Annotated in this window: 10 protein-coding genes; 9 read left to right on the plus strand and 1 reads right to left on the minus strand. The window is 57.7% G+C overall.

Annotated features, from left to right (window positions below):
- Positions 1–109: 109 nt before the first annotated feature.
- From ACR0MV_RS09435 to ACR0MV_RS09475, 9 genes are all read left to right on the plus strand, one after another.
- Positions 110–1,111: an ester cyclase gene (locus ACR0MV_RS09435; RefSeq protein WP_480701939.1), complete on the plus strand. Its 1,002-nt coding sequence runs from the start codon at positions 110–112 to the stop codon at positions 1,109–1,111.
- The gene (locus ACR0MV_RS09440; RefSeq protein ID WP_480701940.1) at positions 1,108–2,001 is read left to right on the plus strand and encodes an amidohydrolase family protein; all 894 of its coding nucleotides are present in this window, start codon (positions 1,108–1,110) and stop codon (positions 1,999–2,001) included. The genes ACR0MV_RS09435 and ACR0MV_RS09440 overlap by 4 nt, the downstream gene beginning before the upstream one ends.
- A 59-nt stretch (positions 2,002–2,060) precedes the next feature.
- Positions 2,061–3,374, plus strand: coding sequence for a nucleotide disphospho-sugar-binding domain-containing protein (locus ACR0MV_RS09445; protein WP_480701941.1), 1,314 nt, complete (start codon positions 2,061–2,063; stop codon positions 3,372–3,374).
- A 212-nt stretch (positions 3,375–3,586) separates the two neighbouring features.
- The gene (locus ACR0MV_RS09450) at positions 3,587–4,759 is read left to right on the plus strand and encodes an acyl-CoA dehydrogenase family protein (RefSeq protein ID WP_480701942.1); all 1,173 of its coding nucleotides are present in this window, start codon (positions 3,587–3,589) and stop codon (positions 4,757–4,759) included.
- A complete protein-coding gene (locus tag ACR0MV_RS09455) occupies positions 4,746–5,996 on the plus strand; it encodes a HupE/UreJ family protein (RefSeq protein WP_480701943.1) in 1,251 nt (416 codons plus the stop codon). Before ACR0MV_RS09450 ends, ACR0MV_RS09455 begins: the two co-directional genes overlap by 14 nt.
- Positions 5,996–7,501 carry an amino acid adenylation domain-containing protein gene (locus ACR0MV_RS09460; protein WP_480701944.1) on the plus strand — a complete coding sequence of 502 codons (1,506 nt, stop codon included), beginning with the start codon at positions 5,996–5,998 and terminating at the stop codon, positions 7,499–7,501. Before ACR0MV_RS09455 ends, ACR0MV_RS09460 begins: the two co-directional genes overlap by 1 nt.
- Positions 7,482–7,733, plus strand: coding sequence for an acyl carrier protein (locus tag ACR0MV_RS09465; RefSeq protein WP_475204329.1), 252 nt, complete (start codon positions 7,482–7,484; stop codon positions 7,731–7,733). Before ACR0MV_RS09460 ends, ACR0MV_RS09465 begins: the two co-directional genes overlap by 20 nt.
- A gap of 1 nt (position 7,734) precedes the next feature.
- Positions 7,735–11,838, plus strand: a complete 4,104-nt coding sequence (locus ACR0MV_RS09470; RefSeq protein ID WP_480701945.1) for an amino acid adenylation domain-containing protein — start codon at positions 7,735–7,737, stop codon at positions 11,836–11,838.
- 1 nt (position 11,839) lies between these two features.
- Complete coding sequence (locus ACR0MV_RS09475) at positions 11,840–15,667, plus strand: amino acid adenylation domain-containing protein (RefSeq protein WP_480701946.1); 3,828 nt, start codon at positions 11,840–11,842, stop codon at positions 15,665–15,667.
- 15 nt (positions 15,668–15,682) lie between these two features.
- Here ACR0MV_RS09475 and ACR0MV_RS09480 read toward each other — a convergent pair whose 3' ends face one another.
- A complete protein-coding gene (locus ACR0MV_RS09480; protein ID WP_480701947.1) occupies positions 15,683–16,585 on the minus strand; it encodes a metal ABC transporter substrate-binding protein in 903 nt (300 codons plus the stop codon).

Below are 16,585 nucleotides of genomic sequence, written 5' to 3' on the forward strand. Positions count from 1 at the left end.
CATCATAAGGAACATCTGGCAAGAATTTTTTGCATGCGCATGCAAATCGCCTACATTCATCTTGCAAAGCAATGCACACAATCGGTTAATGCACTGAAAGAAAAACAAAATGTCCTATGAAGCCGAAAAGAAGGTCGTCCTGAATTTCTATGACGCACTCGACAAGGCACAAGAATCGTCCATCGCCAGTGCAATCGCGGATCATTGCGCGCCAGACCTATTGTGGCGCGGTTTTCATCCCTTTGACGAACAGCGCGGCGCAGAGGCCGTAGCGCAGAATTTCTGGACCCCGCTCAGGAAAAGCCTGACCCGCCTGCAACGCCGCATGGACGTGTTCATGGCCGGAGCCAATGAGATGGACGGATTCGATTCGGTGTGGGTGGCGTCGATGGGTCACTTGATGGGCCTTTTCGACACTCCCTGGCTGGGGATCGCACCAACGGGCAAACTGGCCTTTCTTCGGTATTGCGAGTTCCACAAGGTTGAGAACGGCAAAATCACAGAAACCGCGATGTATTTCGATATTCCGCATCTCATGATGCAGGCCGGTCTGCAGCCGTTCCCTCCGCAAACCGCTGCACAGCTGGTTCAGCCGGGCCCCATGACCCATGACGGGCTTATGTTCAGGTCTCAGCCCGCTGAGGAGGCCGATCGGACATTGGCCGCAATCAACGCAATGATTTCAGATCTGGGTCAGTGGAACAGCGGCCTGAGCCTTGAGGATGAGCTGCGGCGCACCTGGCACGAAGACATGCTCTGGTGGGGACCGACTGGTATCGGCGCGACCTACACCATCGAACGCTATGCCAAACAACACGCTGGTCCGTTCCGCGCCTCTTTCGCCGATCGGTCGAAAACCGGACATATCTGCCGTATGGCCGAGGGGCACTATGGCGGCTTCTTTGGTTGGCCCAACTTCACCGCCCGCCCCACCGGCGGCTTTATGGGCATGCCGGCAACCGACAAACCCGGTGAGTTCCGTGTGATCGACATTTACCGCCGCGACGGCGACAAACTGGCCGAAAACTGGATCTTCATCGACCTGCTGCATTTCTGGAAACAGCAAGGCGTCGATATTCTGGCCCGCATGGCCGAGGTACCTAAGAGATGACCCAATGGATCGACGCGCATCACCACCTTTGGGACCTGAACGCCGTAAGCTATTCCTGGCTGATGGCGCGCGGGGTCGAGCGTTTTTTTGGGGATCCAACTCCAATCCAGCGAGACTATCTGCTGGATGAGTTCCGGTCCGAGGCTGAGCCCTGCGGCGTGCGCGCCTCGGTGCATATTCAGGTTGGGGCCGAAAGCGGCCTGGACGAAGCCCGCTGGGTGCAGTCTGTCGCTGATGCCAATCGTGATTGGCCGATGGCACAGGTTGTGTTCTGCGATCTGACCTCGGCAAACCTTTCCGCGCAACTGGATACGTTTCAAAGCCTCACCACCGTGCGGGGCCTGCGCCAAATTGTCGGGCGCGCGCCCGGCGAGGACGCGCAGACGGGGACAAATACCCTGCTGGACAGCGCGGCGTTTGTGACGGGCCTGCAAGAGGCCGGCCGTCGCGGCCTCAGCTTTGACCTGCAACTCATCCCGGAACTGATGGAGAAAACCGCTCGGGTTCTGGCACAGGCACCAGAGACACAGATCGCCCTATGCCATGCCGGATCGCCTCATGACCGCAACCCCAAAGGCCTACGAGACTGGGCTCAGCGCCTGCGTGCACTATCCGTCCTGCCCCATGTGACGTGCAAACTGTCAGGGTTGGGTATGTTCGACCACACATGGACGCCGCACAGTATCCGTCCGATCATCGAAACCTGCCTTGATCAGTTTGGCCCGGACCGGGTCATGTTCGGATCAAATTTCCCGGTCGATAAACTGTATGGCGACTACGCCACCTTGGCGGGCGCGTATCGCGATCTGGTCCCGGTCGAGGCACACCAGGCTGTGTTCCAAGACACGGCAGCGCGGTTCTATGACCTGCAGTTGCCGCAAGCAGACTAGAGGGGCTCCTGAAAACTCCGCCTTGACCTGAGCGCTATCTAGGCCACGTGATGCGAACGATGGCGAAACGTTTGGCGATAGTCTCAAGTGGAGTGACCAGCCCGCTCAGCAGCGCATTGGAATTTGCCAAGCGCGCCCAGTCGCTTGGGTACGAGGTCGGAGTGTTCGCACCTTGCGCCGCGCGCGGGTTGATTTTGCATTGCGACCTGCAACATATCGAAATTCCCGAACCGCGCGTCGACGCCTTTGCTCCGCTCCTGACGCGGGAAGAGATGAAGGGCCTGACCGCAAAACAGCGGAAGGATGCAGCTGTTGACGCGCTGGGTGCAGAGGCTTTCGCCGATGCGTTGACTGGTTTTCAACCCGACGTTCTTTTTGTCGATTGCGAGCTTCACGCGCAAATTCTGGTTGGGCTGTCCCGGGGTCTTCCTACGGCTCAGTTCAGCAATATGTTTCTGTCTCCCCCCGGCCTTCGCGCCCCACCGCTGAATAAGCACGCCCATCCGGGCGTAGGCCTGCGCGGCAGTCGCATCGGTGTCTTGCTGATTTGGACCAGCTTCCTTCTATGGAAGCTCAGGAAACGTCTGCGCAACAGACTCAGGTACGGAGAGGCGGAATACAGCGCCGCCCTGCGTGAGCTGGCTCGACGCCTTGGCGTCCCCTTAGCGCAAATGCGCAGACTACTATGCTGGCAGATGCCCTGGACCTACCGAATTCCCACCGCGCTGTTGTTGCCGAAGGCCCTCGACCTGCCCACGCGCTTGTATCCGGGTTTCGCATATCTGGGATCGATGATCCTGCAGGATCGACCGGAAAAACCCCACGACCACGATGCGGTTGCAAGGTTTTGTTCCTCCCCGGACGGCAAAAAACGCATCTTCGTTGGGTTCGGCACGATGATGCACCCCAAAAGCGGCCTTCTGTCCAGTCTATGGGCCGTCGCCCGCAAGCACCCGGAATGGCAGTTCCTTTTCGCGGCTGGACGCACATGGGAAGACGATTCCCTTACAGACCTGCCACCCAATGTCGAAGTGGTGGCTTGGGTTCCTCAGCACGAACTGTTGCACCATGCTGATCTTGCCATCATGCATGGCGGCACGGGTGGTTTTGTTGAGGCGGTTGAGGCTGCAACCCCGGTTTTGCTTTACCCGCATGTCAACGACCAGCAAGGCAGTGCTGCCAGGGCCATTTTCCACGGTATCGGCCGCGCAGGTCGACAAACGGATACACCGGATCAGATCGAATCTGACATCCAGTCTCTGCTAAGTTATCCAGGCTACAAGGAAAACTGCAAAGCACTGCAGGCCGCGTGCGTTGCAGAGACAGGTGCGGCGAGCTTGGCCAATTTCTTGCGGAACTTCATCGACAAGTAAATTCATAAATTTATTTAAAATCAAAATATTAAGCAAAGAAACTAATGTAACTCAGATCAGTTCAGCTTGCCTATTTGCGACGATCTGTTTGTCCTTGCGGTCACACTTGCGGCCACACACGACACGCACAACGCATCGGTAACACTGAATATTGTGATCCGCTGCGGTTCTGTTTGCGTAACGATTACATGCGCAACTGAATACGAACGACAGTGGACCAGACGACAAGACATACTGATCGCGACCGCAGACGGGCCGTCCGAACCTTTGCGAACACAATCCGTGATCCCCAACCTGAGAACCTACGCGATTTATGGCATACCGCGGGTCAAAGTGGCCTGTTCAGTTATCTGGTGCCCTCCTCAGACGGAGGATCAGGGGATAATGCCAGCGAACTTGTCGAAGACATGCTTGATTTTGGCGAGCACTGTTCGGATAGCGGGTTCGCGATGGCCGCTCTTTCCCACGTCCTGACCATCCAAAAACCACTACTTCGGTTTGCAAGCTCTGAAATCCGCCAGCACTACATCCCGCGCCTATTAGCCGGCGATCTGATCGGAGCCTTTGCCCTGACCGAGCCCGCCTCGGGGTCTGATGCGCTGTCTCTGACCACTACAGCCGCCCCTAAAGACGGCGGGTATGTGCTGAACGGGCACAAGTCGTTTGTCGGGATGGGACCGATTTGCGATTTCGCGATCGTCTTCGCCCAAACCGACCCGGACAAAGGGCGGTGGGGCCTGTCGGCCTTTGTTGTGAACGCCAACGATCCAGGGTTCTTGCGGGGCGATCGGCAGGAAAAGCTGGGGCTGAACACGTCCCCAATCGGCCAGTTGGAATTCCGCGACTGCTGGGTACCCGAAACACGCCAGATCGGACCAAAGGGCGCAGGGGCCAACATCATTCAAACAACGCTCGACTGGGAGCGTTGTTTTATCCTGACCGCTCAGGTCGGGGCGATGCGCCGTCAATTGGCGGAATGCGTTGAGTTCGCAGCATCCCGGCATCAGTTCGGCAAACCCATCTCTGCGTTTCAGTCGGTTTCAAACCGCCTTGCAGATATGCGTGTTCGCCTAGAAACCTGCGAACTGATGCTGGCGCGCGCAGCCCAGCTTTATGACTCAAGCCAGCCGCTCAGCCAGTTTGCAGCCATGGCGAACCTGCACATTTCCGAGGCCTGCCTGAGTTCTAGCATCGACGCGATGCGTACCTTTGGCGGGCGCGGATACCTTAAGGAATCGAATTCCGGCGCTGACGTGACCGACGCCCTGGGCGGCGTCATCTATTCCGGCACCTCGGACATTCAGCGCGAGATCATTGCAAAGATGGAACTTGGGCAAAGACCCCAACCCCAAAAAGTCGGAGACGGGACCAATGGCAGTAACTGAATGCAAGGTCATGGCCTGCCCAGCGCCTCGCAGAACCCCCATGACAATGGGTCTGGCAGCGCTGTTTCTCTGGCTTTGTACCTTCTTTTTGACGGCCCTCGCCACTCCGGCATACGCCCACAGGGTCAATGAGACCTATGTCTATTTCGACGTGACAGAAAACACGTTGAGCGGCCGCATCGAAGTCACACTGACCGACCTCGCCCGAATTCAGCAAGGTCTGCCTCAGGTCGAAAACGCGCTGACAGAGGATGAAGTGCGCGCGACACAAACCGCGTTCTTCGACTATTTCAAAGATCGGTTGCGGTTGTCCGCCAACGGACAACCTTACCAGATAGAATTCGACGACATCACCTTCTTTGGCTCGTCCATCGACACCTTCGCACAGTTTCATTTCAACGTGCTTGACGTCGACAGAACTCCGACCACGATCCAGATATCCTATGACGGCTTGCTGGATGTCGATCCCGGCCATCGCGGCTTTGCGTTGATCGGCAGCAACAGCCGAAACGGGATGGATGAGAACGAGGCCTATATCTCGCTGGTTTTCGCGCCCGGCGACGGCACCAAAGACCTGTATCTGAATGACGAACCGATCAAGGATATTGCGCGCTCATTCTTTGAATATGGTGTCTGGCACATCTGGCTGGGGTTCGACCACCTTCTGTTTTTGGTGACGCTACTGCTGGCCGCGGTTATGCGGATTGACAACGACCATTGGGTGCCATCGGACAGTATCCGTGACAGCCTATGGCAAGCCGTCAAGGTCGTAACGCTTTTTACCATCGCCAACACCATCGCGCTGAGCCTTGCGACCTTCGGGATCATCACCCTTCCCGTGACCCTGGTCGAAGCTGTGATCGCCCTGTCTATCGCCGCAGTGGCGTTGGGCAACCTTTTCCCTCGCTTTCACGCAAGCGTCTGGAAACTGGCCATTCTGTTCGGCATTTTCCACGGGTTCGGCTTTGCTAATGTGCTGGAACCACTTGGGTTGGACGCTTCACGCAAGGCGACGGGATTGGCCACGTTCAACATCGGGATCGAAATCGGGCAGCTCGCCGTAGTCATGGTGTTGTTCCCAATCTTCTTCATCCTGCGTCGCCTGACCGCCTATCGCGTCGTCTTTCTGCAATTTGGTTCGATTGCCCTGATCGCAGTATCGGTCCTTTGGTTCCTTGATCGGACCATTGGCTGGTTCCCACACGCCGCAGCCACCGCTTCCTCGGTGATCCAGTGATGGAGAAGGCGGTGTTTCTGGATGACGCGCTCAGGCACTATGCGCAAACGACACCCGACGCTGCCGCGGTCCAGATGCTGGGTCGTGCTACGACCTACGCAGAACTCGACAGACATGTAGACAAGATCGCACGCGCCCTGCTGGATCGAGGCATCGGTCGAGGAGACCGCGTGGTCATCTGTTCGATCAAAAGCGTGGAAACCATCGCCTCGATCTATGCGATCCTTCGCGTCGGAGGGACTTACGTACCGATTGACCCTGCAGCCCCGGTTGACCGCGCTTTGGCTCAACTGTCCGCAGCGTCGCCCAAGATGGTCCTGACTGATACGGCCCGACTGCCAAAATTTTCTGACGCAGGACCCGAGGTGCAACTATTTGACATCTCGCAACCTTTGCCAGACGACCCGCGGGTATTGCCGACCCCGCAAAGAGGCGAACAGGACCCGGCTTACATCCTGATGACGTCCGGCACCACCGGAACGCCAAAGGGCATTGTTCACACGCACAAGAGTGGCCTCGCTTACGCGAAGATGGCCGCCGATTTATGCGGGTTGCGCGCCTCGGACCGGGTCAGCCACCACACGCCTGTGCATTTCGATATGTCGATTTTCGACATTTTCAGCACGGCCCAAGCTGGTGCTTGCGCGGTGATCATCCCTGAAATGCACGCAAAACTGCCCGCAAGCCTTTCCGAGCTTACGGAACACGAGAAGATCACCGTTTGGTATTCGGTCCCCTATGCCCTGATTCAAATGGTTGAACGCGGCGCGCTGGACAGCCGCGATCTCGGGGGCTTGCGGGTCGTTATGTTCGCCGGTGAGAAAATGCCCCCTGCCGCGTTGAAGGCGTTTTCCCAGCACACCCCAAACGCTACCTTCTTGAATGCCTATGGCCCGACCGAAACCAATCACTGCACCACGGCCAAGCTGGCGCATGCAGATCTGGACGGGACAAGCCCTATTCCAATCGGCCACCCCGACGCTGGCGTGACCGCGCGTATTGGTACTGAAGCAGAGGATGCCGAAACAGGCGAGCTGTTGATCGCCGCAGATCAGGTCATGCTGGAATACTGGAACGCGCCAAACCTGACCGACGCATCGTTTTGCACCTTGCCCGACACGCACGGCGTTACCCGCAGATTCTACCGGACCGGTGACATCGTGCGCCGTGTGCCCGACAAGGGGCTGATTTTGATCGGCCGCAAGGATCGTCAGATCAAGCTCCGAGGCTTCCGGATCGAGCTGGACGAGGTCGAACTGGCGCTGGTCAACGCGCCTACGGTAACCGAAGCAGTTGCAGTCGTGCTCAGTGACGAAATCCACGCCTTTGTGACAGGTGGCACGCCCGAGGACGTTGTGGATGTGCGGTCCCACATCGAAAGCATTCTGCCCCGCTATGCCGTGCCGCATCACATCACATGGCTTGCGGATATGCCGCGTACTTCGACGGGCAAAATAGATCGGGCAAAGCTGACAGGAAAAGACGATGAACAACACGCAGCATGAAACACAACGCCAGGCTGTCCGCAGTTACGTGCACGGTACTTTGCTGGGCGGCCAAACGGTTTCGGACGATGAAGAGTTGTTGCTGAGTGGCATGGTCGACTCGCTGGGTGTCATGTCGCTGGTGTCGTTCATCGAACAAACCTACGGGATTGAGATCCCCTTCGAAGATGTGACCCTGGAAAATCTCTGCTCGATCACAGCAATCTCCAAATATGCCGATGGTCGTGCCTGATATGTCTGGTCAGTCGTATCATCTATCCGAAAGTCAGCTAAGGTTCTGGAAGGGTCATCGCCTTCAACCGGATATGCCGATCTACAACATGGCCTGGCGGTTTGATTTACAGTTCGACTTGGATCCCGACCTGTTTGAAAAGGCATTCCATGAGGCGGTACAGGACAATGAGATCCTGCGCACTGTGTTTCGTGAAGGGCCTTATCAGGTCGCGCAGGCGATGCCGGATGATCTGTTGGAACACATCGACCTCAGCCAATCTGTAGAACCAGAGGCATCGCTGCGCGAGCGCCTTAAGTCATGGGCTCAAGCCGCGTTTGATCTGGAACGTGAACCACTGCGCAGCCAATTGATCAAGCTATCCGACACGCACTGGGTCTGGGCTCTCTGCCAGCATCACATCCTGTGCGATGCACAATCCGGCGCGCTTTTGTTTGATCATGTCTCTCGCCGGTATTCGGCCTTGATGCAGGACGAAATATACCGGGCCGATCCTCTTCCACGCTTTTTTGACCGCCTGCCGACCCCAAAGTCGGACCCGATCCCGGTCGCAACTCCGCATCCCCCAACCGCCCCCTACGGAAGTGCAGCCAAGCGCAGAGGATATTCCCAACGCATTCCCGTGCCGCTGGATGCCGACACTGCTCAGAAACTCGACAATGCCACCGAACGACCCGAGTTCCGCCTGTTCACCCCTGATCTGTCGAAACTTGCGATCTATCTGACAGCCTATCTTGGGTATCTGCACAGGGTCACGGGGGACGATCAGATCACCATCGGCCTACCCTCTCATAACCGGCTGACAGGTCAAGACAAAATGACCATGGGGCCATTTGTCGAAGTCTTGCCTTTTAGCGTGGAAATCAGCCCTGATGAACCGATTTTGGACCTACATGCAAAGGTAAAGACTGCGCTCGGCGCGTTTCTTCGGCAGGCAAAGCCCGGTGCCGTCGCGGCCATGGACACGTCGGCCATCAGCGCCGTGTGCAACTACATTCAAGCTGAATTCCCGGACTTTGCCGGGCATCCGGCTGATGTTCAGTGGCTGCACAGCGGTGCGCACGACGCCGCCCATGCCATGCGTTTGCACATCACGGGTTTCAGAGGCGACGGCACGCCGCAACTGTATCTGGATGTCCACGATGAAATCCTGGAAGCAGTTGACCCCGAGCATGTGCAACACCACTTTGCCCGGGTTTTGGCAGCCACGCTTGAAGCCCCTGAAACGCCCCTTAAGGCGGTGGATATGGCTGCGGGCGCGCAGGATCAGGCCATCGCTTTTGGCCCTTCAGAGCCCAACGACATGCCGTCCACGGTGCTTGCGGCTTTTGCCGCCCAGGTCGCCGAGACGCCAGATGCCTTCGCGGTGTGTGAGGCCGACCAGCAGATTACCTATGCGCGACTTAACGCGCAGAGCGACCGGGTCGCATCCTATCTTGCAGCCTTGGGCATCTCACGGGGATCATCGATCGCCGTCCACATGCCCCGTTCGACTGCGTTTGTGCAGGTCGTACTAGGCATCCTCAAGGCTGGGTGCAACTTTGTCCCAATTGCCGCCAACACGCCTTTTGCTCGGGTCGATCAGATCATCAGATGCGCCGAGGCCGCAGCGGTATTTGTCGCCCCACAGGATGACCGCGCATTCCCTTGCCAGATTTTGACCGCAGCAGAGGCAACGTCGGAAGACCCACTGGATGTCTCGCCACCGCAAGGGAGCGAGCGGGCTTACGTCCTGTTCACCTCTGGCTCTACCGGTGTGCCTAAGGGGGTTGAGGTTAGCCATGCCGAGCTGTCGCGATACATCCACTGGGCCGCCGATACGTTCGGCGACAGCCCCGCCCCATCCTACGCGTTCTTTTCGTCGATCTCGTTCGATCTAACGCTAACCTCTCTGTTCGCGCCGTTGATCAGCGGCGGCACGATCCGCGTATACCCCGAGCGTGTAGACCCCGATCTTGCCGTGCTGGATGTGTTCGCCGAAGACACCGTGGACGTGGTAAAGCTAACCCCATCGCACTTGGCGCTGGCCTGCAAACAGGGCTGTCCGGTTGAGCGTATTCAAACGCTTGTGCTGGGTGGAGAGAACCTGACGTCGCAGCTCTGCCGTATGGCGGCTAAGGTCCTGTCCCCGTCCCTGAAGCTTATCAACGAATACGGCCCGACCGAAGCAGTAGTCGGCGCAATGCACCACGCCTTTGATCCCGCCGCGGACACCAAAGCCTCGGTTCAGATCGGAACCCCCGCAGATGGGGTCTCAATCACTGTTCGTGACGCGGGCATGAACCTATGCCCCATCGGTGTAACCGGCGAAATCGTGATCGGTGGTCGGTTGGCCGAAGGCTATCTGGGTGTTCCATCCAAAACCGCAGCAAAGTTTCTGGATGATCCGAAAGCGATCCAAGGGAAAGTTTATCGCAGCGGCGACATCGGTCGGATCAACCGCGACGGCAGCTTTGACTACCTCGGCCGCGCGGATCAGCAGATCAAGATTGGCGGCATCCGGTTCGAAACTGCCGAGTTTGATCGCGTGCTACGCCAAATCCCCGGTGTGAATGCCGTTCATGTGTCATTTGGGCAGCCGACCTCAGATTTGGGCAGCACGCAACAGTGCCGAACCTGCGGTCTGACCAACGCCGTACCCGGTGTTGAATTTGCAGATGATGACTTATGCGGAATATGCGCAGAGTTCGAAAGCTACAAGGATCGGGCCCAGGCCTATTTCCGCGACGAACCCGCGCTGCAAAGCCAGATCACGCGTGCAGTCGAGACACGTCGCGGAGACTACGGCGCCGTGATGATGCTAAGCGGCGGCAAAGACAGCACCTATGCGGCGTACCGGCTGGCCGACTACACCTCTCGCGTTTTGGCCGTGACACTGGACAACGGCTATATCTCAGAACAGTCGAAGACCAATATTCAGCGGGTTGTCAAAGACCTGGGTTGGGATCATCGCTATCTCAGCACGGACAAGATGAACCAGATTTTCGTCGATAGTCTGAAAGCGCATTCCAACGTGTGCCAGGGTTGCTTCAAGGCGCTCTACACTCTGGCTTTTCGCACGGCCCTGTCCGAAGGTGCGCCCTTGGTTGTCACAGGTCTGTCCCGAGGACAGTTCTTTGAAACGCGCCTGACGCCGGACTTGTTCCGAAACGCAGCCCCCACTTGTGCACAGCTGGATGACATGGTCACCAAAGCGCGCAAAGCCTATCACGCCGAAGATGATGAGCTGTCCAGGCTTTTGGAAACCGAAGACCTGAAGGACGGCGACTTCCTGAACCGGGTCGAGGTGTTGGACATCTACCGCTACATTGATGTCCCCGTGTCCGAGATTTACGACTTCCTCGACACCCACACCGCCTGGCAGCGCCCGGCTGATACAGGGCGGTCGACCAATTGTCTGATCAACGATGCCGGCATCTACTTGCACAAGTCCCGCGAGGGGTATCACAACTATGCCCTGCCCTATTCGTGGGACGTACGCATGGGCCACAAAACGCGCGCGCAGGCTCTGGACGAGTTGAATGACGAAATCGATACCCAGAGGGTCGAAGCGATCCTTGAGGAGATTGGTTTTGACGAGCCTGTCACACCACAAAACCTCAGCGTGTATGTGGCGGGTCAAGGCTTTACAGAACAGGATGTCTGGGAGGCCTTGCAGGCGCATTTCCCACGCGCGATGTTACCGGACTCGGTGGTTGTTCTTCCGGATATGCCGCTGAATACCAACGGTAAGGTCGATCCTTCCCGACTGCCCAAAGGACGAAGCCGCAGGCGAGACGATGCGGATTTCGTTGCTCCCAAGAACGAAACGGAACAGAGCCTTGCCAGCATTCTGGCGACCGCCCTCGGCGCATCTCGCGTCAGCGTGACCCAAGATTTTTTCGATTTGGGCGTCGACAGCCTGACAGCCATCGAGATCGCGGTCAAAGCCAATGAGAAAGGACTGCCCCTGCCCGCCACGTCCCTGTTTGAATACCGGACCATTCGCGCTCTGGCAGAGCATGCCGATCACCTGCCCACCGCCACATCTGCCGAAGGTGAAAATGAGGCGCTGATCGATCTGGACGACGATGACCTTTCAAGCATCACGGAGGCATTGAACTGACATGGGATACCCGCAAGGCGTCGCTGATATTCTTCCCCTGTCCTCGGCCCAGCGCGGAATGCTATTCCATGTTGAAGGCCAGGCTCAATTGCGCGGGCAATATGTGGCGGTCATCAGTTGCGCCCTGAATGGTCCGTTGGACGCGGAACGCCTGAAGGACGCGATGGAGAAATTGGTCGAGTCGCACGACGCCTTGCGCGCTGGGTTCGTCTGGAAAGGCGTGAAGCAGCCAGTTCAGGTCATTCAGGAACATGTAAAGCTACCCTGGACTGAACTGGACTGGACCGGTCGACCAGAACCAGAACGCGGCCTTGAAGATTTGCTGAAACTGGAACAACTTCGCCAGTTCGACCTGAAAAAACCGCCACTGATGGCAGTCACGTTGATCAAACTTGCCAAGGACCGCTGGTACTTTGTCTGGACGATGCACCATCTGATCAGTGATGGCTGGTCGACCGGTGTCGCTTTTCGCGATCTCTTTCGCCGTTACAATGGCCATCCCCAAGACGGCGCGTCACCAAGTTTCAAGACCTACCTGACCTGGCTAAAAAAACAGGATCCTCTGACGGACAAAGGGTTCTGGACCACCTACTTTGCCGGTCTTGACGCACCCAGCATGCTGCCTGAATTGGAAAATCAAACCGAGGCATCAATACAGCTGTCCCATTCCGAACTTTTGGGCCAAGACCTGATGGACCGGATCGACCGCGCAGCAGCCGGGCTGAAGGTGACGACCAATACGGTTCTGTCGGGTGCCTGGGCCTTGGTAATGCGGCGCTATCTCCAACAAGACGATGTGGTATTTGGCACTACTTCGGCGGGCCGGCCACCGGAAATTCTCAATATCTCACAGGCGGTTGGTGCGTATTTCAGCACCTTGCCGGTCAGGTTCAGAATTGACCCGGAAAGACCCGTCGGCGTGTTTCTCCAAGATCACGCGATGGCCGAGATTGAGCGACTGAAACACGAATATGCCTCTCTGGCCGAGGTGCAAACCTGCGCACCGTTTCCCAAGGGAACCCCTATTTTTGACACGGTGTTTGTAAACGAAGGCGTCCAGAAAACCGGTTACGACTTTGGCGAGATACAGGTTGCAGGCTTGAAGACGGTCCAATTCAGCAACTACCCCCTGTCGCTGCTGGTGACGCCGCAAAACGATCTGGGTGTCGAGGTTTATTTCGACCCGGCGCGCATCACACTGGATGCGGTGCGCTCGTGCCTTTCCAGTTACAAACAGGTTCTGACCGTGATCGCAGCCACGCCGGATACGCTGATAGGCGATGTGATGAAGGATCAGGCTCCGGCGATTTCTGTCGCTCCCGCGCCGGAGGCCCAGAATGTCGTGCAGCATTTCTTGCAACAGGCCGAACTATCGCCAAATGCCGCGGCACTGACCGACGGTTACCGGACGCTTTCCTACGCTGAAACATCCCGGCGCGCGCGTCAGATTGCGTTTGCGCTACGTCAGTCCGGTGTTCGGGAAACTGATATAGTCCCGGTTGCCCTTCCACGCGGTGCCGATGCGATTGCGGGATTTCTAGGGGTGATGATGGTCGGGGCATCTTATGTTCCGCTGGATCTGGATTACCCTGAAACCCGCCTTGAACAAATTCTCCAGGCAACCCAACCGCGTTTCGTGGTGACCACGCAAGACGCGTTTTCAAACCTGCCCGAGACAGAGGCTGAACCGGTCTTCCTCGACGCTTTGGAGCAGGCACTGGAACCGTCCGAGGTTGCAACCGGCTCTCGGGCCTATGTCATGTTTACCTCAGGGTCCGAGAACCGACCCAAGGGCGTTGAAATCTCTCACGAAGGGCTGGCAATCTCCACGGCGGCACGGGATCAGGTTTATGGCACAGCACCAGAGGTTTACCTGCTGCTCTCGTCGCTGGCGTTCGATAGTTCAGTCGCGGGTGTCTACTGGACTCTGTGCACCGGCGGGCACCTTGTCATCGCCGAAAAGCAAGCCGAACAGCGCCCGGTCGCGTTGGGGCAGTTGATAGCGCAGCACGGTGTCACCCACACGCTCTGCCTGCCCAGCCTTGCAGGCGCGCTGCTGGCCTCTGTCCCGCCTCAGGATTTGCAATCCCTCAAGGTTCTGATCGCTGCCGGAGAGGCGCTGTACCCGACCCTGCCCCGCGACTTGCGACGAGTACTGCCGGACTGCCGGTTGATGAACGAATACGGCCCGACCGAGGGCACCGTGTGGTGTACCGGTTTCGACGCGACCGGGTTCGACAGTGGATCGATCGTGCCGATCGGAACCGCCATTCCCGGTACTTGGGTTGGTATCTTCGACAGCGACGATTGCCCGGCCGCGCCGGGCATTGCTGGTGAGATCATTGTCGCCGGTCAAACAGTCGCGAATGGGTATCTGAACGATGACGCGCAAACCAAAGACCGCTTTTTCCAGATTGGCTCGGTCAGAGCTTACAGGACCGGCGATCTTGGCGTTGCGGATGAGGCAGGCTGCATCACATTTCTGGGCCGCAAAGACAAGCAGGTCAAAATTCGCGGCCACCGCGTTGAATTGACCGAGATCGAAGCCGCTGCGCAGGTGGTGACAGCCGACCGGCGGGTCGCAGCACTTGCCGTGGATCGCGCGGGTTCGAACACGGTCGTTCTGGCTGTCGAATGCCCACCGGACGACCCTATGTGCGAGGCCGCCGCCCGGCACATCCAAGCCAGCCTTCCGGATCCGTTTCACCCAAACGCTGTCCTCGGGGTTCAGGTCTTTCCGACCCTTCCCAACGGCAAGTTGGACCAGAAAGCGCTACGGACCTTGATCGCAGAACAAACCCGGTCTCAGAGCGGAGCTGCCCCCAAAGATGGTCTGGAGTCTCAAGTCGCAGCAATTTTTGCGGAAACGCTGAGTACCGAGTGTCAGACGCGCGACGCGAATTTCTTTGATCTGGGTGGGACCAGCCTTGCCACGATCACCGCTTACACCAAAGGTCAGGAACAAGGCGTTCACTTTGAGCCCATCGACTTGTTCAGTTGTCCCACCGTGGCAGAACTGGCCAAACGCGTGGCTGATCGGCGCGCCGGAGCCGCGTTCTCGAAAACCGAAAGCACTGTTCAAATCTCGAACCCGGGGCCGGGTAAAACGACAGTTGTGATCGCGCATTGCTCGGTCAAGTTCAGCAAGTACATGGCACGCAGTCTGGGCGAGGATCATTCCGTTGTGCATATCCCCAGCCACCGCACCGAAGGCACTCCTGTCCCCTTCGGAAAATCGTTTGAACAGCTAGCGGATGAGGCAATCTTGCGCCTGAGGCAGACTGGAAACACGGGACCGTTCGTGCTGTGTGGCTATTCCGCCGGGTGTCCGATGGTGATGGAGATGGCGCGGCAACTGGGTGACGACGCCGTCAAGGGCATGATCCTTCTGGACCCGCCGTTCAAGATGGTGGGGGCCGAACCTGCGCTGCAACCCTTATATTTCCGCAGTTACAAGCGATTGAGGTACATCATTAAAGGTTGGAAACGCCATTACAGGGCGCGGCGCACGCTGCCGGATATCAAACGCATATTGGCAGAGCAATCTGACGCCGAAGAAACGCGGATCAGAGGTGTTGAGATCGCCCATGAACTGGCAGTTAGCGACTTTCGAGTGCCGCGATTTGACCAGCCTTCGCATGTGTTTTTGTCACGGGGCAACCCGTCTCTCACACCAGGCGATGTTCTGGATACGCATTTGCGGGACAAGCGGTGCTACAGTCTGGAAATGGAACACGTCGAACTGATGAACCGGCCCGACGTGTTTTCCACCATCGCCTCGGTTATCTCCGAGTGTGCAAATCATGAGGCCAACGGCGGATACGCCTAAATCCAAACGCATCCGTCAGTTTTGCAGGCTCTGAGAGGCGTCAGAGACATCTGAGAGCGCTTTTTGGTACGCATCGATAAAGGTTCCTTCGGTCGGCTTGTGCGCCAACGTAGGGAAGATAACGTTCTGCAATCCAAGCTGTTCCACGGCTTCCAGCGCCGCTGCGGGCGGTGCTGCTTCCCAAATCAGGATCTCTGCACCCAACTGGTTTTGCAAAGCACTCAGCTCAGCAAGCTGATCCGGGTTGGGGGCTTCGCCCGCCTCCCAATCCATTGAGGCAATCGTAAGCCCGTAGCGCCGCGCAAGGTACTGATACCGTGGATGTGTGGCGATCATCGGCACGGCTTCAAGGTCAGCAAAGACGTCCGCAGCCGTCTGATCCAACGCGGCAATGTCAGTACGGAGCTGTTCAAGCCGATCCTCGACCTCTCCCACCGGGGCAATGTCTCGGGTCGCGATCGCCGCCGCAATGGCCTCGACCTGAGCGGTGGCCAGCACTGGGTCGAGCCAGAGGTAGGACGCAAGCCCTTCGTGCGAATGCTCACCCCCGTCGCCGTGGCTATGGGTGATGCTCTCGGTGATGATAAACTGATCTTTGATGGCGGCTGAGCTATTGAAGACGCGGGACCTCGGCAGCGACACCCGGTCGATCCAGGTGGCGAATTCTGCACCGCTCAAAAGGATCAGGTCCGCCGATTGAACATCGCTAATATCCGAAATGGACGGGCGCCAGAAAGACGGGTCCACATCAGTTGGCACTGGGAATACAACATCTGCTGCGTGGCCGACTAGGCGTTCGGTGAAATACTGCAGTGGATAGTTCACGGTCACCACCTTGGGCCGATCCTGCGCCCCCGCAGCCGTCGCCACCATCAGTGCCAGCATCAAGGCTGTAACGCGATTGAAGAACCGTAGCAT

This window comes from Ruegeria sp. BC3 (genome assembly GCF_056539265.1).